General features: G+C 40.3%; 18 protein-coding genes and 3 rRNA genes. 3 read left to right on the plus strand and 18 right to left on the minus strand.

The genetic code is table 11. The annotated features are described in order from the left end of the window. The first annotated feature begins 121 nt into the window (after positions 1-121). Positions 122-1699 carry an acyl-CoA synthetase MbcS gene (mbcS, locus tag I5435_RS22030; protein WP_337982989.1) on the plus strand — a complete coding sequence of 526 codons (1578 nt, stop codon included), beginning with the start codon at positions 122-124 and terminating at the stop codon, positions 1697-1699. Positions 1700-1862: 163 nt separating this feature from the next. On the opposite strand, the gene rrf is transcribed toward mbcS, so the two are convergent. The 3 genes from rrf to I5435_RS22045 all read right to left on the minus strand — a co-directional run bounded on the left by rrf (position 1863) and on the right by I5435_RS22045 (position 6835). Next, a 5S ribosomal RNA gene (gene rrf / locus I5435_RS22035) occupies positions 1863-1978 on the minus strand. A 66-nt stretch (positions 1979-2044) separates the two neighbouring features. Then, positions 2045-4972: ribosomal RNA gene (locus tag I5435_RS22040) — 23S ribosomal RNA — on the minus strand. A gap of 311 nt (positions 4973-5283) precedes the next feature. Continuing rightward, positions 5284-6835, minus strand: a 16S ribosomal RNA gene (locus tag I5435_RS22045). The 16S, 23S and 5S rRNA genes sit together here, the layout of an rRNA operon. Positions 6836-7106: 271 nt before the next feature. Here I5435_RS22045 and I5435_RS22050 point away from each other — a divergent pair. Next, complete coding sequence (locus I5435_RS22050) at positions 7107-7763, plus strand: hypothetical protein (RefSeq protein ID WP_108031052.1); 657 nt, start codon at positions 7107-7109, stop codon at positions 7761-7763. 45 nt (positions 7764-7808) lie between these two features. On the opposite strand, the gene I5435_RS22055 is transcribed toward I5435_RS22050, so the two are convergent. Beyond that, the gene (locus I5435_RS22055) at positions 7809-8483 is read right to left on the minus strand and encodes a KinB-signaling pathway activation protein (protein ID WP_024364338.1); all 675 of its coding nucleotides are present in this window, start codon (positions 8481-8483) and stop codon (positions 7809-7811) included. Between the two features lie 151 nt (positions 8484-8634). On the opposite strand from I5435_RS22055, the gene gerD reads away from it, so the two are divergent. Beyond that, positions 8635-9246: a spore germination lipoprotein GerD gene (gene gerD, locus I5435_RS22060; RefSeq protein WP_024364339.1), complete on the plus strand. Its 612-nt coding sequence runs from the start codon at positions 8635-8637 to the stop codon at positions 9244-9246. A gap of 51 nt (positions 9247-9297) precedes the next feature. On the opposite strand, the gene I5435_RS22065 is transcribed toward gerD, so the two are convergent. From I5435_RS22065 to I5435_RS22130, 14 genes are all read right to left on the minus strand, one after another. After that, positions 9298-10353 (minus strand): P-loop NTPase, encoded by a 1056-nt coding sequence (locus tag I5435_RS22065; protein WP_024364340.1) that lies wholly within the window; start codon positions 10351-10353, stop codon positions 9298-9300. A gap of 72 nt (positions 10354-10425) precedes the next feature. Then, positions 10426-11139, minus strand: a complete 714-nt coding sequence (locus I5435_RS22070; RefSeq protein ID WP_024364341.1) for an N-acetylmuramoyl-L-alanine amidase — start codon at positions 11137-11139, stop codon at positions 10426-10428. 177 nt (positions 11140-11316) lie between these two features. Beyond that, positions 11317-11793, minus strand: a complete 477-nt coding sequence (locus tag I5435_RS22075) for a YxiG family protein (RefSeq protein ID WP_337982990.1) — start codon at positions 11791-11793, stop codon at positions 11317-11319. Positions 11794-11987: 194 nt separating this feature from the next. Next, complete coding sequence (locus tag I5435_RS22080) at positions 11988-13091, minus strand: Gfo/Idh/MocA family protein (protein WP_337982991.1); 1104 nt, start codon at positions 13089-13091, stop codon at positions 11988-11990. Between the two features lie 266 nt (positions 13092-13357). Then, positions 13358-14194 carry a carbohydrate ABC transporter permease gene (locus I5435_RS22085; RefSeq protein ID WP_337982992.1) on the minus strand — a complete coding sequence of 279 codons (837 nt, stop codon included), beginning with the start codon at positions 14192-14194 and terminating at the stop codon, positions 13358-13360. A gap of 1 nt (position 14195) precedes the next feature. Beyond that, on the minus strand, positions 14196-15080 hold the full coding sequence (locus I5435_RS22090; RefSeq protein ID WP_337982993.1) for a carbohydrate ABC transporter permease: 885 nt from the start codon (positions 15078-15080) through the stop codon (positions 14196-14198). Positions 15081-15296: 216 nt separating this feature from the next. Then, entirely contained in the window at positions 15297-16652 is a 1356-nt protein-coding gene (locus I5435_RS22095; protein WP_337982994.1) for an ABC transporter substrate-binding protein, read from the minus strand. Between the two features lie 139 nt (positions 16653-16791). Then, complete coding sequence (locus I5435_RS22100) at positions 16792-17046, minus strand: MurR/RpiR family transcriptional regulator (protein WP_024364349.1); 255 nt, start codon at positions 17044-17046, stop codon at positions 16792-16794. Between the two features lie 624 nt (positions 17047-17670). Then, entirely contained in the window at positions 17671-18063 is a 393-nt protein-coding gene (rpsI, locus tag I5435_RS22105; RefSeq protein WP_004233744.1) for a 30S ribosomal protein S9, read from the minus strand. A gap of 25 nt (positions 18064-18088) precedes the next feature. Beyond that, a complete protein-coding gene (gene rplM, locus I5435_RS22110) occupies positions 18089-18526 on the minus strand; it encodes a 50S ribosomal protein L13 (protein WP_024364352.1) in 438 nt (145 codons plus the stop codon). Positions 18527-18794: 268 nt separating this feature from the next. Continuing rightward, positions 18795-19535, minus strand: coding sequence for a tRNA pseudouridine(38-40) synthase TruA (gene truA, locus I5435_RS22115; RefSeq protein WP_337982995.1), 741 nt, complete (start codon positions 19533-19535; stop codon positions 18795-18797). A gap of 12 nt (positions 19536-19547) precedes the next feature. Beyond that, entirely contained in the window at positions 19548-20345 is a 798-nt protein-coding gene (locus I5435_RS22120) for an energy-coupling factor transporter transmembrane component T family protein (protein WP_025220836.1), read from the minus strand. Beyond that, positions 20342-21214 (minus strand): energy-coupling factor ABC transporter ATP-binding protein, encoded by an 873-nt coding sequence (locus I5435_RS22125; protein WP_025220837.1) that lies wholly within the window; start codon positions 21212-21214, stop codon positions 20342-20344. Before I5435_RS22125 ends, I5435_RS22120 begins: the two co-directional genes overlap by 4 nt. Beyond that, entirely contained in the window at positions 21190-22035 is an 846-nt protein-coding gene (locus tag I5435_RS22130) for an energy-coupling factor ABC transporter ATP-binding protein (protein ID WP_337982996.1), read from the minus strand. Before I5435_RS22130 ends, I5435_RS22125 begins: the two co-directional genes overlap by 25 nt. Positions 22036-22281: the final 246 nt, after the last annotated feature.

Raw genomic sequence — 22281 nt, forward strand, 5'->3', positions numbered from 1 at the left:
TATTAAATCTAATATTTCTATTTAATGTATCAAATATTCTTGCTGTATATTATTGTAATTGTTAAAATAAAAATAGTTTTACGAATTTTCTATTAAATTTGTTTTGGGGAGGAATGTTCATATGGTAACAAAGGATTTAATTGCACCAGAGCTTTACAACATCACGGAGGAATTAGAGAAATTCTCCCAAGATAGTGATCGCCAAGCTATAAGATGGTTGGATGCACAACAAAACCGACGTACAATTTCTTATGCCGATCTTATTCAAAAAATGAATCAATACGCGAATGCTTTTACGGAGAGAGGATTACAAAAAGGGGATCGTGTTTTAGTCATTATTCCCCGCCTACCAGAAGCTTATTTTGTTTTCCTTGGCTGTTTAAAAGCAGGTATTGTTCCGATCTCTTGTTCAGAGATGTTACGCGCAAGTGATTTAGAATATCGTATGGAACACTCTTCTGCAACTGCTGTTATTGCCTACGAGGCTTTCACTAGTGAAGTAGATAAAATTACTTCTTCCGTTGCAGCATTGGATAATAAATTAGTAATTGGCAACGCTATGAACAATTGGATTTCTTTAGATGCATTAGCTGAAAAGCAACCTACAAGCTTTACAGCTGTTGCGACAAAACGCGATGATATGGCATTCCTATCTTATACTTCAGGCACAACGGGTAAACCTAAAGGGGTGGTTCACTCTCATGGCTGGGGCTATGCGCATATTCGAACAGCAGCTTCCAAATGGCTTTGTGTACGTGAAGGGGACTTAGTCTGGGCTACTGCAGCACCAGGCTGGCAAAAATGGATTTGGAGTCCATTTTTATCGACAATTATGTTAGGAGCAACGGCTTTTGTCTATCATGGTAGTTTTGAACCTCATACGTATCTTCAACTCCTACAGGACGAAAAAGTCAATGTGCTATGTTGCACCCCGACAGAATATCGTATTATGGCAAAGATTGATAATCTTAAAGATTACAACTTAGCTTCATTAAGAAGTGCTGTTTCTGCAGGTGAGCCATTAAATCGTCCAGTTATTGAAACATTTATGAACAATTTCGGTCTGAAAGTACGAGATGGTTATGGACAAACAGAAAATACATTATTAATAGGTACGCTTGAAAACACAGAGTTACGACCTGGTTCTATGGGTGTTCCTACACCAGGAAATATTGTACGTATTATAGACCATGAAGGTAATGAAGCACCCGTAGGAGAAGTCGGAGACATCGCTGTCCATAAATCATCGCCTGCCTTATTCAAGGAATATTACCGTGAGCCTGAACGCACGCAAGCTGCCTTTAGAGGTGAGTGGTATATTACAGGTGACCAAGCAAAATGTGATGAGGATGGATACTTCTGGTTTGAAGGACGTGGAGATGACATTATTATCTCATCAGGCTACACAATTGGACCATTTGAAGTGGAAGATGCTTTAAACAAACACGAGGCTGTACAAGAATGTGCAGTTGTTGCTGCACCAGATGAAATTAGAGGGCATATAGTAAAAGCGTTTGTAATCTTACGTGAGAGCTTTAGAGGACGTGATGAGGACGAATTAATAAAAGAACTTCAAGAGCATGTTAAAGCGCTAACAGCACCATATAAATACCCTCGTAGTATTGTCTTTTTAGATGAGCTTCCTAAGACCACATCGGGCAAAATTCGTCGTATTGAATTACGTGCGACTACTGTTTAAAAAACAATTTTGGAGACATTTCACGCATTATGGTGAAATGTCTCCATTCTTTTTAAATGAATTTACAGTTTGCCATGTTTAATGGCCTCTCTATAGTCATATTTCACATAATGAAAGAAATTAAAAAAAGCCACTACTGAGTGTATCAGCAGCGACTTTTTGCGCCTAGCGACGTCCTACTCTCACAGGGGGAAGCCCCCAACTACCATCGGCGCTAAAGAGCTTAACTTCCGTGTTCGGTATGGGAACGGGTGTGACCTCTTTGCCATCATCACTAGACAGTATTTAATTGAAAGGTTGTTCTTTCAAAACTGGATAAACGGTGCATTGAATGTTTCAAACTTTTTGGTTAAGTCCTCGATCGATTAGTATTCGTCAGCTCCATGTGTCACCACACTTCCACCTCGAACCTATCTACCTCATCGTCTTTGAGGGATCTTACTTACTTGCGTAATGGGAAATCTCATCTTGAGGGGGGCTTCATGCTTAGATGCTTTCAGCACTTATCCCGTCCACACATAGCTACCCAGCGATGCCTTTGGCAAGACAACTGGTACACCAGCGGTGTGTCCATCCCGGTCCTCTCGTACTAAGGACAGCTCCTCTCAAATTTCCTACGCCCACGACGGATAGGGACCGAACTGTCTCACGACGTTCTGAACCCAGCTCGCGTACCGCTTTAATGGGCGAACAGCCCAACCCTTGGGACCGACTACAGCCCCAGGATGCGATGAGCCGACATCGAGGTGCCAAACCTCCCCGTCGATGTGGACTCTTGGGGGAGATAAGCCTGTTATCCCCGGGGTAGCTTTTATCCGTTGAGCGATGGCCCTTCCATGCGGAACCACCGGATCACTAAGCCCGTCTTTCGACCCTGCTCGACTTGTAGGTCTCGCAGTCAAGCTCCCTTGTGCCTTTACACTCTACGAATGATTTCCAACCATTCTGAGGGAACCTTTGGGCGCCTCCGTTACCTTTTAGGAGGCGACCGCCCCAGTCAAACTGTCCGCCTGACACTGTCTCCTGCCCCGCTAAGGGGCATGGGTTAGAATTTCAATACAACCAGGGTAGTATCCCACCGACGCCTCCTTCGAAGCTGGCGCTCCGAGATCTCTGGCTCCTACCTATCCTGTACAAGTTGTACCAAAATTCAATATCAGGCTACAGTAAAGCTCCACGGGGTCTTTCCGTCCTGTCGCGGGTAACCTGCATCTTCACAGGTACTATAATTTCACCGAGTCTCTCGTTGAGACAGTGCCCAGATCGTTACGCCTTTCGTGCGGGTCGGAACTTACCCGACAAGGAATTTCGCTACCTTAGGACCGTTATAGTTACGGCCGCCGTTTACTGGGGCTTCAATTCGCAGCTTCGCTTGCGCTAACCACTCCTCTTAACCTTCCAGCACCGGGCAGGCGTCAGCCCCTATACGTCACCTTACGGTTTTGCAGAGACCTGTGTTTTTGCTAAACAGTCGCCTGGGCCTATTCACTGCGGCTCTCATGCGCTTGCACGCTCAAGAGCACCCCTTCTCCCGAAGTTACGGGGTCATTTTGCCGAGTTCCTTAACGAGAGTTCTCTCGCACACCTTAGGATTCTCTCCTCGACTACCTGTGTCGGTTTGCGGTACGGGCACCTCTCACCTCGATAGAGGCTTTTCTTGGCAGTGTGAAATCAGGAACTTCGTCCATACGGACTCGCCATCACAGCTCAACGTTACAGTGTGCGGATTTGCCTACACACACGCCTTACTGCTTGGACGCGCACAACCAACGGCGCGCTTACCCTATCCTACTGCGTCCCCCCATTTCTCAAACGGTGAGGAGGTGGTACAGGAATATCAACCTGTTGTCCATCGCCTACGCCTATCGGCCTCGGCTTAGGTCCCGACTAACCCTGAGCGGACGAGCCTTCCTCAGGAAACCTTAGTCATACGGTGGACGGGATTCTCACCCGTCTTTCGCTACTCATACCGGCATTCTCACTTCTAAGCGCTCCACCAGTCCTTCCGGTCTGACTTCAACGCACTTAGAACGCTCTCCTACCACTGACATCGTAGATGTCAATCCACAGCTTCGGTGAATCGTTTAGCCCCGATACATTTTCGGCGCAGCGTCACTCGACCAGTGAGCTATTACGCACTCTTTAAATGATGGCTGCTTCTAAGCCAACATCCTGGTTGTCTGTGCAACGCCACATCCTTTTCCACTTAACGATTACTTTGGGACCTTAGCTGGTGGTCTGGGCTGTTTCCCTTTTGACTACGGATCTTATCACTCGCAGTCTGACTCCCGTGTATAAATATCTGGCATTCGGAGTTTGTCTGAATTCGGTAAACCGGGATGGCCCCCTAGTCCAAACAGTGCTCTACCTCCAGTATTCTCATCACGAGGCTAGCCCTAAAGCTATTTCGGAGAGAACCAGCTATCTCCAAGTTCGATTGGAATTTCTCCGCTACCCACACCTCATCCCCGCACTTTTCAACGTGCGTGGGTTCGGGCCTCCAGTAAGTGTTACCTCACCTTCACCCTGGACATGGGTAGATCACCTGGTTTCGGGTCTACGACCACGTACTAATTCGCCCTATTCAGACTCGCTTTCGCTGCGGCTCCGCCTTCTAAAGCTTAACCTCGCACGTAATCGTAACTCGCCGGTTCATTCTACAAAAGGCACGCTATCACCCATTAACGGGCTCTAACTACTTGTAGGCACACGGTTTCAGGATCTCTTTCACTCCCCTTCCGGGGTGCTTTTCACCTTTCCCTCACGGTACTGGTTCACTATCGGTCACTAGGTAGTATTTAGCCTTGGGAGATGGTCCTCCCGGATTCCGACGGAATTTCACGTGTTCCGCCGTACTCAGGATCCACTCTGGAGGGAACGAACTTTCGACTACAGGGCTTTTACCTGCTCTGGCGGACCTTTCCAAGTCGCTTCATCTAACTCATTCCTTTGTAACTCCGTATAGAGTGTCCTACAACCCCAAGAGGCAAGCCTCTTGGTTTGGGCTCTTCCCGTTTCGCTCGCCGCTACTCAGGGAATCGATTTTTCTTTCTCTTCCTCCAGGTACTTAGATGTTTCAGTTCCCTGGGTCTGCCTTCAAGACGCTATGTATTCACGTCAAGATACTACGCGATTAAACGTAGTGGGTTCCCCCATTCGGAAATCTCCGGATCAAAACTCACTTACAGCTCCCCGAAGCATATCGGTGTTAGTGCCGTCCTTCTTCGGCTCCTAGTGCCAAGGCATTCGCCGTGCGCCCTTAATAACTTAACCTATCGGCTTCCAATCCACTGCGCATTTCGTTGTCAGCTTCTCTCGTTCAATCAGTCACGTACGTAAGTACGCTCCTTCACTCACTCGTTCGCTTCCTAGAACTGCTTGTGTCTTGAAACCCTATTTCGTTATTAAGCCTATAAAAAACTTAAAAAAATAAATGTGTTTGTTACAATTTCAATGTCGTTTTATCCAGTTTTCAAAGAACAAATTTTGAAGTGTTTCATTCAGAAGAATGAACCTTCAAAACTGAACAGCAAAAACGTAATCATTGTTTCGTTCTAAACGAAACATTCCGTTAAAATCCTTAGAAAGGAGGTGATCCAGCCGCACCTTCCGATACGGCTACCTTGTTACGACTTCACCCCAATCATCTATCCCACCTTCGGCGGCTGGCTCCAAAAGGTTACCTCACCGACTTCGGGTGTTACAAACTCTCGTGGTGTGACGGGCGGTGTGTACAAGGCCCGGGAACGTATTCACCGCGGCATGCTGATCCGCGATTACTAGCGATTCCGGCTTCATGTAGGCGAGTTGCAGCCTACAATCCGAACTGAGAACGACTTTATCGGATTAGCTCCCTCTCGCGAGTTGGCAACCGTTTGTATCGTCCATTGTAGCACGTGTGTAGCCCAGGTCATAAGGGGCATGATGATTTGACGTCATCCCCACCTTCCTCCGGTTTGTCACCGGCAGTCACCTTAGAGTGCCCAACTAAATGATGGCAACTAAGATCAAGGGTTGCGCTCGTTGCGGGACTTAACCCAACATCTCACGACACGAGCTGACGACAACCATGCACCACCTGTCACCGTTGTCCCCGAAGGGAAAACTATATCTCTACAGTGGTCAACGGGATGTCAAGACCTGGTAAGGTTCTTCGCGTTGCTTCGAATTAAACCACATGCTCCACCGCTTGTGCGGGCCCCCGTCAATTCCTTTGAGTTTCAGTCTTGCGACCGTACTCCCCAGGCGGAGTGCTTAATGCGTTAGCTGCAGCACTAAGGGGCGGAAACCCCCTAACACTTAGCACTCATCGTTTACGGCGTGGACTACCAGGGTATCTAATCCTGTTTGCTCCCCACGCTTTCGCGCCTCAGTGTCAGTTACAGACCAGATAGTCGCCTTCGCCACTGGTGTTCCTCCAAATCTCTACGCATTTCACCGCTACACTTGGAATTCCACTATCCTCTTCTGCACTCAAGTCTCCCAGTTTCCAATGACCCTCCACGGTTGAGCCGTGGGCTTTCACATCAGACTTAAGAAACCACCTGCGCGCGCTTTACGCCCAATAATTCCGGACAACGCTTGCCACCTACGTATTACCGCGGCTGCTGGCACGTAGTTAGCCGTGGCTTTCTAATAAGGTACCGTCAAGGTACAGCCAGTTACTACTGTACTTGTTCTTCCCTTACAACAGAGTTTTACGAACCGAAATCCTTCTTCACTCACGCGGCGTTGCTCCATCAGGCTTTCGCCCATTGTGGAAGATTCCCTACTGCTGCCTCCCGTAGGAGTCTGGGCCGTGTCTCAGTCCCAGTGTGGCCGATCACCCTCTCAGGTCGGCTACGCATCGTTGCCTTGGTGAGCCGTTACCTCACCAACTAGCTAATGCGCCGCGGGCCCATCCTATAGCGACAGCCGAGACCGTCTTTCAGTATTGTCCCATGAGGGACAATAGATTATTCGGTATTAGCCCCGGTTTCCCGGAGTTATCCCAAACTATAGGGTAGGTTGCCCACGTGTTACTCACCCGTCCGCCGCTAACGTCAAAGGAGCAAGCTCCTTCTCTGTTCGCTCGACTTGCATGTATTAGGCACGCCGCCAGCGTTCGTCCTGAGCCAGGATCAAACTCTCCATAAAAGAAATTTGATTAGCTCAAATTGTTTTGCTGGCATCAATTTTGATGTCCAAAATTTTGTTTCGTTCACTAACATAAGATAGCTAATAAAAACTATATTGATTACGTTTTGCTTGTTCAGTTTTCAAGGTTCATTTTGTTTCGTTTGTCGCGTCATCTCTTGGCGACTTATACATAATAACATCGATTAATCATGAAAGTCAACATAAAATCATAAGTTTTTTTAAAGAGGTTATTTTGTCGTTTTAAAAATATAGAAATGGGGTCTTTAATATGATTCGTAAAACGTTGATATCACTGGGTTTAATAGTAATATTATTTGTCTTTATCAAACCGCTAAATTCTACGATGATTTCTGTATTTAATATCGCTAATGCACCAACTGTTGTAACAAAAGGACATTATGGTACTTCTCTTATTGTCGAAATTTCTTTTTCTGATGACGCGTTGTTAGATTGGTTAAAAAACGTAAAAGCACCTTATCCGCTTCTACTTTTAGATGCTGCATGGATTGAACGCTCACCAGAGCATATTAAAGTGATACAAGAGAGGAAACTACCTACAGGATTATTAGGTCCTGAAGATTCAGTAGAAAAACCAATAGATATTGCCTTAATACAAAAGGATGTTGAAACTTATGAAAAATATTTAAAGGCTACACCACTTTGGTTTGCCACAAGAAATCATCAATATTCTCAGGAATTGCAAAAGAGCTTATTTCAAAAACAAGTAAACATTCTGTCGCCATCCCTCATTTGGCAAGGAGAAAAAACGCCTCAATTACAGAAAGGAGATTTCTTATTTACTTCATTGCATCAAGACAGTAATGTTTCTTTTAAAGCATTAAATACTTTATTGCAGCAAAATAAATTTATGTCTATTGAAGAAAATATATTCGGTTACTCAGTTCAATCTAAAAAAACCCCATAAAAAAGTAGCCTCATCTATCTTTGAGGCTACTCAATTTTTTATTCATTATGCATTTTTTGCTTGATTAAGGCGCGCTTTTCGACGCTCTTCTAATTTTCGGCGATCTTCGTCAGATTTTGCATTGTATTTTGGTAATACTAATAATTGATATGCATTTACAGCTAGTAATGGGAATAATAATAAGGCAACATATTCGTTAATATTTTCATCACGTCCCATTAATGCGATTGTCCACTCTAATGTTGTAATAACAATCATAAAAAATAATGCGGACACTAAAACATGTTTTTTTCCAGTCATTTTCACTTTTTGCATGGCTGTTGCTACTGATGCAAAAATTAAAACGATTAAAAGTCCCAAATAGAATACCCAGCTTTGTCCATCTTTAACACCCGGTACAAAACGGAAGAACACAATATCAAAGATGGTAACAGCAATCAATAATAGCTGTACCCAATTCCATAGCGTTAGCGTTCTAAAAATGTTAACACCTACTTGATGCAGTGTTAGATAGGCGAAAAACCCTGCTTGGGCAATTACACTCATTGTAAACCCTAGGAATACCATCCATAAAAGCCCTGCGAAAAATTCACCCCATTGACCATTTGCTACATATGGTTGAAAGAAGCTCCATCGAATAAATAAACTAAAAATTCCGTTGACTACGCCACCAACGAGCATTGCAAAGAAGAAAAACTTTGCCCAATTTCGTATCGTCACAACTCAAAGTCCCCCAATTTCTTCATATATCTGTAATCATTTTAACAATGCATTGTTAAAAAAGCTATTTCTCTTCGCAAGCAATACATAAAGTCATCATAAATGTGAACAATAATTGAAAGAGTCTATCTATAGAAAGGGCTGATGTTACATGCGAAAATTGACTTTATTACTGATTTTAACGCTTTTTCTTGCTGCCTGTTCACAAGATAAAACCTCTACCATGTCTTATGATGAGATAAAAAAAATTATGATTGACTCTCTACAAACAGAGGATGGTAAAAAGGCGTTGCGACAGCTTTTAGAGGAGCCGAGTTTTCGTGAATTATTGATATTAGAACATGACGAAGTAAAAAAGGCGACAGAGGAAACATTGCTTTCAAAAGAAGCAGAGGATTTTTGGAAAAAGACTTTTGAAGATCCAAAATTCAAAGAAACTGTAGCCAAAAGTATGCAAAAGCAACAACAGGATATTATGAAGGAACTCATGAAAGATCCTACTTACCAAAAGGATTTGGAATCATTCTTTGGTCAGCCTGATATGCAAAAGCAAATGGAGACGATTTTAAAATCCTCTACTTTGCGCAAGCAAATGGAGGAAGTCGTAAAGGAAACGATTGAAAGTCCACTAATGCAGGCGAAATGGCTGGAGCTTATCAAAAAAAGTGGTGAGAGTACTTCATCTGAGAGCGGCAACAAAAAAGAGGCTAGCGCTGACGGTGGCGGCAGCTCAGATAAAGAAAAAAAGCAGAGCGGCCAATAACTTCACAAAACAAAAAAGATTTCCTCAGCAATTTGAGGAAATCTTTTTTGTTTATTTATTTAATTTTTGAATGATTTTCGTCGCAATATTGATATACGTTTGTCCTGTTGGATGCTTTTCTGCATATACGGAAGGCGCAAATTCCTCATCCGTCCAATCTGGCTGACCAAGTGGAATTTGTCCAAGTAGCTCTGTACGTAGCTCTTCTGTTAACTTTGCACCGCCACCTTGACCAAATACAAATTCACGTTCCCCTGATTTCGACTCAAACCATGCCATATTTTCAATAACACCTAGAATTTCATGGTCAGTTTGTAGAGCCATTGCCCCTGCACGAGCGGCAACAAATGCTGCTGTTGGGTGAGGCGTAGTTACAACAATTTCTTTTGAAGAAGGTAACATTTGATGAATGTCTAAAGCTACATCACCTGTTCCTGGTGGTAAGTCTAATAGAAGATAGTCCAGCTCGCCCCATTCTACATCGCGGAAGAATTGATCTAATACTTTCCCTAGCATTGGTCCACGCCAAACGATTGGTGCATTATTTTCAACGAAGAATCCCATTGAGATCACTTTTACACCAAAACGGTCAACTGGGAAAATACGATTGTCTACTACCTTTGGCATATCTGTAACACCCATCATGTCAGGTACACTGAATCCATAAATATCAGCATCAATTAAACCTACTTTTTTTCCTAGACGGGCTAGCGCTACCGCTAAGTTAACAGATACTGTAGATTTCCCTACGCCACCTTTCCCGGAAGCAATTGAAATCACTTGTACTGTACTTAGTGGTGATAAAATATCTTGCGCTTCAGCTTCTGTTGCTGTGCCACGGAAACTTTGTAATTTTTCTGCTGATAATTCTTCAAAGCGAATACCAACCGTGTTAGCTCCCGCTTCTTTTAATACATCTACAATCTTCATTTGAAGTTGCATTTGCTCCGGTGTATTTGTTTTAGCAATCGCAATTTTTACACTGACATGGTTTTTTTCTTCTTTAATTGCCACATTTGTAATACCGTCAGTTTCTGCTAATGATTTATGTAAAAATGGATCTTGTAGTTGTCCCAGTATTTCTCGCACTTGTTGTTCTGTTATCACGACGAACACTCCCCTTATTTTCTGTCAATGTTAGTATATCATAATGCTTTGATTTACATAGTAGCTGTTGCTCTATTCAATTTTCCCAAGTAAGTAGTCTTCAATACCTTCAACGATAGCATCTGCCATTTTTTCTTGATATTTTTTATCGACTAATAGCGCACGTTCCTCATCATTACTGATAAATCCAGTCTCAACTAATGCGGCAGGTACTTCCGCTTTCTTCAGCAAGTAGATTTGTTTAATTGCCAACGCTTCCCGATCTGTATTTTGTAATTTCGTACGAATCGATTGCTGAATGCTATTGGCTAGCAATTCCCCATCAGCATGTCCGTCTTTATGATAAAACACCTGTGCTCCACGCCATTTTGTCTCTGGAATTGCATTGGCATGAATCGTAATAAAAATATTCGGCTGTTCTTTTGCAACAATATCCTTCCTTAAAAAGATATCTTGCTTTTTGCGTTCCCTTAGTGTGCCAAATTTTTCTGATGGCGCGTGTTCATCAATAACATCTCCATCCTGTGTACGCGTCATCACGACTGTTGCGCCCTTCTTCTTTAATTGCTTCTCCACGTGCTGAGCAATTGCAAGTGTAATGTCCTTTTCAATTACTTCGCCCTTTGAAGCACCTCCATCCTGACCACCATGTCCCGCATCAATGACAATTTTCGTGCCACCAAGTGGGTCAGGTAAGAAGAAGTTGCGGTCCGAAGCATTCGTTTCATATGCCACGACCACTATACTCATTAGCATAATTACTCCTAGTGCAAGCCAGCGCTTCACCCATATCCACCACCCTTTAGTTATAGTGTACGAAGTTCGTGTTGGAACTATGCTAGAAAGTAAACAAAAAACTCCCAAGCAATTGGCTTGAGAGTTTGAAAATTTTTTATTTAATTAATGAAGGCCTCTAATGCGCTTCTTGCATTACAGCGTACAATCGCATCTTTCTATAGACAATTAACTTTCATCTTCCCATTTCAGCTTATTTTCTGGAGCAATTAAATCTTTAAAAACCTTGCCCTCAAAAACTAAACGATTCGCTTCTATAAAGAAATAATCTTTATTGTTTACTTGAAAATAAAAATTAGTATTTGAAGTAATTTCTTTAATACCCTTTAATTTGGCATTTATGGTTTCCACATTTATTTTCCCAAAGCCATATGGGTGGTAGCTGATTTCTGATAATAATGCATCGTCTGTATCATTTAGCTCGTTTAAACGAAAGCCCCCTGCATCCTCAGACTTACACACGTACAAAGAAAGTACTTGTTCAAATAATAGAATGGTCTTTTTAATACGTTTTCTACTTGTACTAAGCACATCTAATCTTACAGTTTCCTTTAAATAATCGATTTGAATATCAAAAAGTGCTCCAAACTCAGCTTCTGTAAATAAAAGTGATTCTATTTCTTTAAATATTTTTTCTCTTGTCATAGTATCTCCCTACTTTATAATCCTTTTTATGACATAAAAAATAATGAAGCCTGCGAGCAAATACTTTGTAGCAATCTTTCTCTTCTGCATAGTCATAGGAAACTTCCACATCCTTTCCCGTGTTAATTCTATTTCCAAAAACACCTGCCAAGTATTTCACTAAAAGCCTGTGCTGGACATCACAGGCTTTCTGTCTACTTTACAATTTCTGAAAGGTCTACTTTTCGATCTTCGAGGATTGAAAGTGTACAAGCATCCGCTGTTGCAATGGCTTCTAAAGCGGCTTGTCCGTTTAAAAGTTTTTGAAACTCCTCGCCTACTTCCGCTCCTTGTAGCACTTGATGTAAGTACTTCATTTCTTTGTCTATTACAGAAGAAAGCCATAAAGGCGTTCTTTTCCCTGGTTTCCCATATTGGATAGCACCATCCATTTCGGAACTATTATAAATTCTTGTCCGATCGTCATCTTCTTCTTGTGTTTCATGGATAAGAAAATGCTTCTCTTTGCCATCCACCTTTAACGTTCCTTTTACATTGTACATATCCAATTTTATGTATCCCTTTGTTCCTTGGATTAAAACATAATGTTCGCCATATCGAAATGCTGAACCCCATTCTAGTAGCGCAAACTTTTTATTCTCAAATTCTAAATTGACAAAAATCATATCATCTTCATTTCCAAAATGCTCACCTCTATGAGCAACGTTTCCGCCAATCATTGTTGCTTTTTGAGGGAGCCCCCCCATAATAAATTGAATACAATCTAATTCGTGAATATGATGATATAAATGCCCACCTGATTTCTCTCTTATTTTTTTCCAAGACACTTCCGGCTGCTTTTCTTCCCAACCATTTCTTGCCGCATGACAAAACAAAATATCCCCGATTTCTCCATCATTGATTAGTTTCTTTGCATACTGCACACCATTGAAGAAATTCATAATATGACCAGCAAAAAATATCACGTTATTCTTTTTACAAGCTTCCACCATGTCTTTACAATCTTCATAGCATAAAGCGATAGGTTTTTCACAAAATACATGTTTGCCATTTTCAGCAGCCTTCACAACCGGCACCTTATGCAAATAATTTGGCGAAGCTACAACAACACAATCCACATCTTCTCTTGTTACTAAGTCATCCAAGGAGGTTGAAACCTCTGCCTTTAACTCTACACTTACCTCTTTAGCATTCTCAGGATCATAAATGGCAACAATGTTAGCATCCTTGTTTTTTAGAATGGACCTTCCGAATTCCGCACCAAAGTATCCAGTACCCACTATTGCATAATTCACCACGAGTATTCCCTCCTAATTATTATTGATATATATCTTCCAATGTTAATATTTCAAACTTTAAAACGTTCTTTAAATGCAGCTCATTGCGCGACCAAGAATCATATTTCTCATATCCCATTATCTGTCTGATAAACTAATTTAGCAGGATTTGAACTATCTTTCGCATATACTGGAGCACTTCCTAAAGTACTAAAAACGAAAAATAATACGATAATCATTATTTTAAATGTTCCGACTTAAAACATTAAAATAACACCTCCATCTAATTATTTAACGGCACCTTCCGAAAGCCCACTTGCAATTTTATTTTGAATAAAAATGAAAAAGATAATCGATGGCAACACAACGATGACAGAAGCTGCCATCATATCTCCCCAATCCAAAATTTCCGAACCGTTTAATGATCTTAAAGCAACTGCAACGGTCATTTTGCTAGTATCATTAATTAAGATTAAGGCATACAAAAATTCATTCCATGCATTGATAAACGTATAAATGGCAGTAGCAACAATCCCAGGAGCTACGATAGGTAACACAACTCTAAAAAATATAGTAAATTTATTTGCTCCATCAATCTGGGCAGACTCTTCTATGCCAATGGGTACTGTTTGAAAAAACCCAACTAATAGCCATACCGCATACGGGACACTAAATGATAGATAAACGATAATTAAACCAATTAGACTATTACTTAGACCAATGGTTGCCATTACTAAAGAGTATGGAATGGCTAATAATATAGGTGGGAATATATAGGTAGTGATTAATAATTTCGACATAATCGAACCCAATTTCGGAAAAAATCTCACTATTCCATACGCTGCGGTTGAGGAAATAATAATAGCAATGACCGTTGTACTTAAGGAGATTAACAAACTATTTTTGATATTATCTATAAAATGTAAATCTCTAATTACGTGGATAAAATACTCTAATGTAAAGTCCTTTGGAAAAAATCTTGTTGGGAATTGCGTTAACTCACCTTTGCCTTTAACCGAGGAGAGGAAAATCCATACTAAAGGGAATACGGCAAGAATAGTAGCTATTATTAGCAAAGCATGAGACAGAAATGAACTTACAATTGTTTTTTTATTTTTAACCATTTTATTTCGACTCCTTTTCCCATTTCCTAATAATATAGAAATAAAGTAAACAAATTGTTAAAAGGAATAAAAATAGCAATACTGTTACTGCAGAGGAACGTCCTAATAGCTGTGTTCCCCAACCAAGGTTATAGGCAAAGATAGGGAGTGTCGTTGTGGCATTTGAAGGTCCCCCTCCTGTTAGTAAGTACACAATATCGAAGTTGTTAAAAATCCATATTGTTCTTAATACGACTAATAAGCCAATGACTACCCGAATATGGGGTAACGTGATAAACCTAAATACTTGCCAAGAGGAAGCACCATCAATTCTAGCCGCTTCAAATTGTTCTTGAGGAACGGTTTGTAATGCCGATAATACATTCACCATGATTAAAGGTGCACCAAACCAAATATTGATTCCTACTAAACAAACAAACGCCCACGTACTATCAGTAAAAAATGCAGGTGGATTATTCATCAATCCTAATTTGACGATTAAATTTGGCAAATAACCGTACACTCCGTTTAATATCCATTGCCATGAAAAGGCGATAACTATCGTTGGAAATGCCCAAGGTATAATAAGCAGTGTTCGATATAACCATTTAAATCGCTTTATTCTATGTATAGCTAGAGCTAAAATAAAGCCAACTAAAACTTGACCGACTAAAGAAAAGAAAGTCCATTTTAATGAATTAAAAAATGAGTTCCAAAAATCTGGGTCACCTAATACTTTTCTATAATTCTCAAGACCGACAAATTGATAGTTCGGTGATAATAAATTTTTCGTTGTAAAGCTGAAATAAATACTAGATAAAAATGGGTAAACAAATAGTAAACCGACAATTATTATTGCTGGCATTACAAATAGCCAGCGGGCGTAATCAAATTTCTTTATTAGCATGTTGACTCCTTTCTTTTAAAGCAAAAAGTGAAACGCCTTTTTACTTTTGCGTGACTACTATGTCCAACGAACATTCAACTCCATTTTTCTTTCCAACATGTCTATTGGAAATCGGCAGACGATTGTGGGCAAGCAGAGCCACTTTCTTGCTAACTTAGCCGCAGATTTTCTTTCCTTGCTTGTCCCACTTGAGTCGTCGCCTTCTTATACTTCCCTCTAATTTACAGCTACTGTTTCGAATAGATCATTGAGCTTCATTTCCGCTTTTTTTGCTGCTTCCATCGAATCTGTGCCATTTGAAATAATATCTTGGAACATTTCTTCAATAATATGTCGGTTCGTCATAATACCCGCTTGAATACTTGGACCATTCTCATAGCCAATAGCTGTTCCTTCTTTCACAGCTTTAGTAATTACTTCTTCAGCATGTTCAAATTGCTTTCTTATTTCATTTTCTTTATAAGCAGGATTATCTGTAATATTATCAATCGTTGGTAACATGCCGACAGGTGTTGCATCTAAAAACTCAAGATAGTTGCCCTCTTCAAATAGCTTTTCTAAAAATGCTTTCGCGACATCAGCGTGCTTTGAGTTTTTCCAAATAACCAAAGGTACGTTGGATGTTTCAATCCCGTAATCAGGATCAGCTTCATTTACTTTTGGAATAGGGTACGCATCAATAGAATTTAACAATTGTGGGCTATTAGCTTGAACGCCACCAATATGGAAACCTGAGTTGAAATCAAATGCTGTTTTTCCTTGGTAAAATAACGTAGCTTGTTGTAAAACATTGAAGTTTAAGGAGTCTTTCGGGGATATTTCTTCATACATTTTGATCCAGTATTTAATACCGTCCTGTGCAATCTTACTTGTTAAATCAGCTTTATAATCTTTCGTTAGTAAGCTTCCGCCAGCACTTCTTACATAAAAGTTGAGGAATCTTGTCGCCATAAAATCATTCGTCCCCATCGGAACAGATACTCCATAAACTCCGTCTTCCTTCATTTTCTTACTTGCTTCATATAATTGATCCCAAGTTTTGGGCACTTCTAAATTATATTTTTCCAATAAGTCAGTTCTAACCCACATTACTTGTGCATGTGAGTACAGTGGTATTGAAAAGTAGTTGTCTTGCACTTTTGCTTCATCTAATGCATTGCTACTGAATTTTTCTTTACCTATTTTGTCAATCGTATCGTTGAGCGGGATTAAAGCATCTGAATTTACCATCTCTATAACTTGATTAGGTAGCGCTGTGCTTATGTCCGGTACATTTCCTGAGTTTAAACCTGTTGTCCATTTTGTATAAAAATCATTCCATGAAAATGTTTCAATTTTTATGTTTACTTTTGGATGATCCTTCATAAATTGATCTGCTGTTTTTTGTATGCTTTCTAGTCTAGGTCCTTGTGTAAATGAATGCCACATCACAATATCTCCTGATAATTCTTCGGAGGATTCTACTGATGCTTCTTCAGAGGATTCTGTCGCTTCACTTTCACTTTTAGATTTACAGCCCGCTGCTATAATAATTGAAATAAGTAGTATTGAGCAGAATAATATTTTTTTCATTTTGCTTAACCTCACTTTTTCGTAGTATTATTTAAGACGATTAAAACGCTTTCATCAACAATTGTTGCACACCATATGCCCATAAATTTACGGATGAAAAATGCCCAAGCCAAAGTTCCATACAAATTAAGATACATTTTTATGTTCGTTGATTGTTTAAACTTTTGTGTATAGCAGCTCCTCTTTCTAACTCCATCTTCATCTCAATAAAACTTTTACAACCAACCTTTTTACAAAAGCGAGTTATAGTTGCAGGTGAAGTATTCAATTCTTTTGCCAATACAGTTATATTTTCATTCTGTATGCTTGTTCTCTGAATGATGTAACTCGCAATAACTTGTTCTTTTTCCGTAAAGGAATGAAATTGATCTCGCATTCTATCCAAAAGATTCATATGTATACACCCCCTATCTAAACATTCATTACATAAAAGTACTTTCAAAATTAAAATAATATAAAAAGAAATAATTTTCAATAATTAGAATTGTATGAAAAAATTTTCATTAATACATTTTGAATATATTTCAGATAATAGTTGTTTGTCTCAACGCTATTACAAGTAATGTAAACACCAAAAACCACCCCTCAAACACTAAAAAAGTTTTGAAAGATGGTTTTTGTACTTTTATATAAGTTAGTCCGATTTTTTACCTTTCAATTTATAACGTAAAAATGCTGCGATGAGGACTCCAATGATGGGTACGGAATAATTAACCAGCCTTGAAAAAGTAAATATTTCTTTTAAGATAATGAAAACGATAAAGTAGGCGAGAATAAACTTTAAAGCTAGGTCTTGCTTCTTTTCCATATTCATAAGAATGTTTCCACATCCTTTGTCTATGTAATTTTTAAATCCCTAAATGCTTAGCATCTACTATTCTTTTTTAGAGATTTTACTAAAGGTAGCTAATATTTTTCAATATTTTTAATAATTCAATTTTGTATACAATTTTCTAAACACAAAAAACCCTCCCCACAAAAGTGGGAAAGGGTTTTGAAAACGTATAGAATCGGTTGATTAACGTTTTGAGAACTGAGGTGCACGACGAGCGCCGCGTAGACCTGGTTTTTTACGTTCTTTCATGCGTGAATCACGAGTAAGTAATCCAGCTGATTTAAGTGCAGCACGGAAATCTGGGTCTACTTGAAGTAGAGCACGAGCGATACCATGACGTACAGCTCCAGCTTGACCAGTGTATCCACCACCGTTAACGTTTACGTGGATATCATAGCTTCCTGTAGTTTCAGTAGCTACTAATGGTTGTTTAATTACTTCACGTAATGCAGCGAATGGTACGTATTCTTCGATTTCACGTTTGTTGATAACAATTTTACCTGTACCTGGTACTAAACGTACGCGAGCTACAGAGCTTTTACGGCGACCAGTGCCGATGTATTGAACTTGTGCCAAAGTAATATCCTCCTCTTAATTTATATTATCCGCGAAGCTCATATGCTTCTGGTTTTTGTGCAGCATGTGGGTGCTCAGTTCCAGTGTAAACGTTAAGTTTACCGAACATTTTACGACCTAAAGAGTTTTTAGGAAGCATCCCTTTTACAGCTAATTCGATCATACGTGTTGGGTACTTTTCTAACATTTCGCCAGCAGTACGAGTTTTTAAACCACCCGCAAATTGAGTGTGGTGACGGTAAAGTTTACCCTCTAATTTGTTACCAGTTAAATGGATTTTGTCAGCGTTGATGATGATTACGTGATCACCTGTGTCAACGTTTGGTGTGAATGTTGGTTTATGTTTACCACGTAAGATTGCAGCTACTTCAGAAGCTAAACGTCCAAGAGTTTGGCCTTCTGCATCAACTACTAACCATTTACGGTCTACTTCGTGACCTTTAGCCATGAATGTTGTACGCATGTATATATCCTCCTAATCGATTCGATTACCGTTATTTTTCATTAGTCTACACTATAAGTTTCGGGGCTTATTTGTGGTGGTAATGAAAATACCATCTGTTATCATATAATGAATGACTTTTAAAGTCAAGTAATTTCATTAAACACCTGGTGAAGTTGTACAGGGTAACGTTTGGCATTTGCATTGTCCCTTTCCACCTAATATTTTTTCTCTTTAAAGCGAATTGCCGCTTCTATAAAACATACCGTATTCTATTAAACAATCGACCTTAATAAAACACTTTTTCAAGGTATAAACCTTGTGGTGGCGCCGTTTTGCCAGCCTTATCGCGATTCATTGAAGCAACGACTAGCTCGACATTTTGCACTTCTCGACGTCCTATGCCCACTTCCCATAAAGTTCCGGCAATAATGCGTACCATATTGTATAAGAAGCCACTACCTTCAATGACCATATGTAGCTCTTCACCATGCCATTCAAAATCGAGCTTATGAACAGTTCGCACTTTATCTTGGACACTTGTATTCGCTGCACAGAAGCATGAGAAATCATGTGTCCCGATAATCGCCTTAGCCGCCTCCTGCATCGCTGTAACGTCTGGTTTAACCCCATTGGTCTCTACTGCGTAATATCGACGAAACGGGCTTTGTACAGGCTCACACGACCATATATAGCGATAGCGTTTTCCTGTTACACTATAACGCGCATGAAAGTCAGCTGCCACTTCCTCAATGGATAAGACACGAATATCTCTAGGAAGCTGTACATTTAACGCTTTCATGTATTTTTCTACCGGTATTGTAAGCGGCGTATCAAAATGCAGTGTTTGTCCAGTTGCATGTACTCTTGCGTCCGTGCGACCACTTGCTGTTACTTTGACCTTGTTACCTTTATGCATAACGGCAAGTACACGCTCTACTTCAGCTTGTACTGTACGCTCTCCTGGTTGCACTTGATAACCAGAAAATTGCGTTCCATCATAACTAATAATTGCTTTTAATCGTCGCATCAAGCTACTCCTTTAACTTCTATAGAAAAATAATAAAACCGCCATTGCCGCCAGTAAGGCAAGCGCAAATGTATCGCCCATATCCCACTTGAGTTGACGATAACGCGTACGACCTTCGCCGCCTCGATATCCTCGTACCTCCATCGCGGTTGCTAAGTCCTCTGCACGTTTAAAGGCACTTACAAAGAGCGGTACTAACAATGGAACAACGGCTTTAATACGGTCTTTTATTGGGCCGGAAGATAAATCCGAACCACGCGCCATTTGCGCCTTCATAATTTTATCTGTCTCATCCATCAACGTTGGAATAAAGCGCAGTGAAATGGACATCATTAATGCTAGCTCGTGGACAGGAACCTTGATTTTTTTCAATGGATTGAGCAATACTTCAATCCCATCTGTAATGGAAATTGGTGATGTTGTCAGCGTTAAAATGGATGTCATAAACACTAGTACAAGGAAACGTGTGGAAATATAAATCCCTTGGCGAACACCGCCCTCATAGATGGAGATAAACTTCCAATGAAATAGTAGGTCGCCTTCCTTGGTCATAAAAATATGCAGTAAAAATGTAAAAGCCATTAAAAACAGCACCGGCTTTAGTCCATTTATTAAAAAATACAAGCGTATACGCGATACTAAAACAATGAATAACGTAAAAGCTAAGAGCATTGCATATGTTATCGTATTATTCGCTAAAAATACGATAATGATAAATGCAAATACGAAAACGAGTTTCGAACGTGGGTCAAGCTTATGAACAGGAGAATCTCCTGGCAGGAAGCGCCCGAATATCATTTTCTCCATCATGACTCTGCACGCTCCTCTCTCAATAATCGAGCCATTTCAATCGCTAGCTCCTCTTCAGTTAAACAGACCTTTGCCAAAGATGTATTAATCATCTTTTCAACTTTTTGTTGAAAGCGCACAATCCGAGGCGGCTCTAAACGAAATTGTTTCAATGTCTCAATATCCTTAAAAATCTCTCGCGGTGTTCCACTCAGTACATTTTTGCCCTCATGCATAATGATAAGATTGTCCGCATAACGAGCTGCATCTTCCATACTGTGTGTCACAAGAATTGTTGTTAAATTACGCTCTTGATGTAATGTATAAAACATATCCATAATTTCCTTTTGACCACGGGGGTCTAGCCCAGCTGTTGGTTCATCTAAAACAATAACTTCTGGCTCCATTGCTAAAACACCCGCTATGGCCACACGTCGCATTTGTCCGCCAGATAAATCAAATGGTGACTTTTCCAGCACATTTTCAGGTAAGCCAACTAGACGGACAAGTTCTCTAGCACGCGCCTCAGCCTCTGTTGCAGATACACCAAAGTTCATTGGCCCGAACATAATATCCTTTAATACCGTTTCTTCAAACAACTGATGCTCTGGAAATTGAAATACAATACCCACACGTTGGCGAACTGCTTTTAAATCCTTTGCTTTTTTACCTGCCTCCACTATGCGATCGCCTAATTGCACAATGCCCGTTGTTGGCTTTAACAGTGCATTAAAATGTTGAAGAATGGTCGATTTACCGGAACCCGTATGTCCAATAATTGCTTGGTACGTATGGGATGGAATTTCAAAATTGACATCGAATAATGCCCGTTTTTCAAAAGGTGTGCCTTGAGAATAGGCATAGCTTACTTGTTGAAGTTTGATGTCCATAAATCATTCACCAACTCTTCTTCTGTCATATGTTGTCCCATTAACGGAACACCTTCCTTTTGCAATAGCTTTGATAACTTCATGGCAAATGGTAAATCAAGCCCTAGCTCCGTTAACTTGTCCCCCAGTGAAAAAATTTCAGCAGGTGATCCTTCCGCAAACTTTTTACCATCGTTCATAAATAGTATACGATCAGCCAACATGGCCTCTTCTAAATCATGGGTAATCGATATCACCGTTAACCCTGTTTCTGCACGTAATGTTTGGACAGTTTGTAATACTTCAACACGTCCTTGTGGGTCTAACATAGATGTGGCTTCATCTAAAATAAGCAACTTTGGCTTCAGTGCTAATGCCCCTGCAATCGCAACACGTTGCTTCTGTCCACCCGATAAATGATGTGGCTCATGATCCACAAAGTTACTCATCTTCACTTGTTCCAACGCGGAATGTACACGTTTTACCATTTCTTCAAACGCTATGCCGTTATTTTCAAGCGCAAAGGCAACATCATCTTGTACGGTTGCCCCTACAAATTGATTGTCTGGATTTTGAAACACCATGCCCATCTGTGAGCGACATGCCCATAGGTTGTCTTCATTTAATACTTCACGTAATATACGAACGTCTCCTTGTTGCGGGAATAATAAACCATTCATTAATTTGGCGATCGTCGATTTCCCAGAACCATTATGGCCAACGATGGCAATCCACTCACCTTCTTGGACGGCAAAGCTTACATTTTCAACAGCATTTCGCAGCTCTTGATTTTCAGGTGTATATGAAAATGTCACATTATTTAACGATAAAATTTCGGGCATTTCTAGCACTCCTCTCTACATGCTCAGCTATACTAACTAACTTACACTTTTTTATGTATGAATTCTACTACAATCAATATGTCGGTATAAGAAAAATGCCTACGCGCTTTTTCTTTTATATTAAAAAAAGCACCATCAATTGGCGCTGTTTCGTTGTTCATTAAAATAATAAAAAAGCGCGCACCTCATTCGATAGAAATGCGCTAGTCGTTACATTTACAAGAAACACGGGTGCTCAAGCCCTTG

It is taken from the genome of Lysinibacillus sp. C5.1, assembly GCF_016350185.1.
Classification (GTDB): domain Bacteria; phylum Bacillota; class Bacilli; order Bacillales_A; family Planococcaceae; genus Lysinibacillus; species Lysinibacillus sphaericus.

What these genes read in the sequence shown, in the direction of transcription:
- mbcS (WP_337982989.1), top strand. Translation starts at nt 122, where the DNA reads ATGGTAACAAAGGATTTAATTGCACCAGAGCTTTACAACATCACGGAG.
- I5435_RS22050 (WP_108031052.1), top strand. Translation starts at nt 7,107, where the DNA reads ATGATTCGTAAAACGTTGATATCACTGGGTTTAATAGTAATATTATTT.
- gerD (WP_024364339.1), top strand. Translation starts at nt 8,635, where the DNA reads ATGCGAAAATTGACTTTATTACTGATTTTAACGCTTTTTCTTGCTGCC.
- I5435_RS22075 (WP_337982990.1), bottom strand. Translation starts at nt 11,793, where the DNA reads ATGACAAGAGAAAAAATATTTAAAGAAATAGAATCACTTTTATTTACA.
- I5435_RS22085 (WP_337982992.1), bottom strand. Translation starts at nt 14,194, where the DNA reads ATGGTTAAAAATAAAAAAACAATTGTAAGTTCATTTCTGTCTCATGCT.
- I5435_RS22090 (WP_337982993.1), bottom strand. Translation starts at nt 15,080, where the DNA reads ATGCTAATAAAGAAATTTGATTACGCCCGCTGGCTATTTGTAATGCCA.
- I5435_RS22095 (WP_337982994.1), bottom strand. Translation starts at nt 16,652, where the DNA reads ATGAAAAAAATATTATTCTGCTCAATACTACTTATTTCAATTATTATA.
- I5435_RS22100 (WP_024364349.1), bottom strand. Translation starts at nt 17,046, where the DNA reads ATGAATCTTTTGGATAGAATGCGAGATCAATTTCATTCCTTTACGGAA.
- rplM (WP_024364352.1), bottom strand. Translation starts at nt 18,526, where the DNA reads ATGCGTACAACATTCATGGCTAAAGGTCACGAAGTAGACCGTAAATGG.
- truA (WP_337982995.1), bottom strand. Translation starts at nt 19,535, where the DNA reads ATGCGACGATTAAAAGCAATTATTAGTTATGATGGAACGCAATTTTCT.
- I5435_RS22120 (WP_025220836.1), bottom strand. Translation starts at nt 20,345, where the DNA reads ATGATGGAGAAAATGATATTCGGGCGCTTCCTGCCAGGAGATTCTCCT.
- I5435_RS22125 (WP_025220837.1), bottom strand. Translation starts at nt 21,214, where the DNA reads ATGGACATCAAACTTCAACAAGTAAGCTATGCCTATTCTCAAGGCACA.
- I5435_RS22130 (WP_337982996.1), bottom strand. Translation starts at nt 22,035, where the DNA reads ATGCCCGAAATTTTATCGTTAAATAATGTGACATTTTCATATACACCT.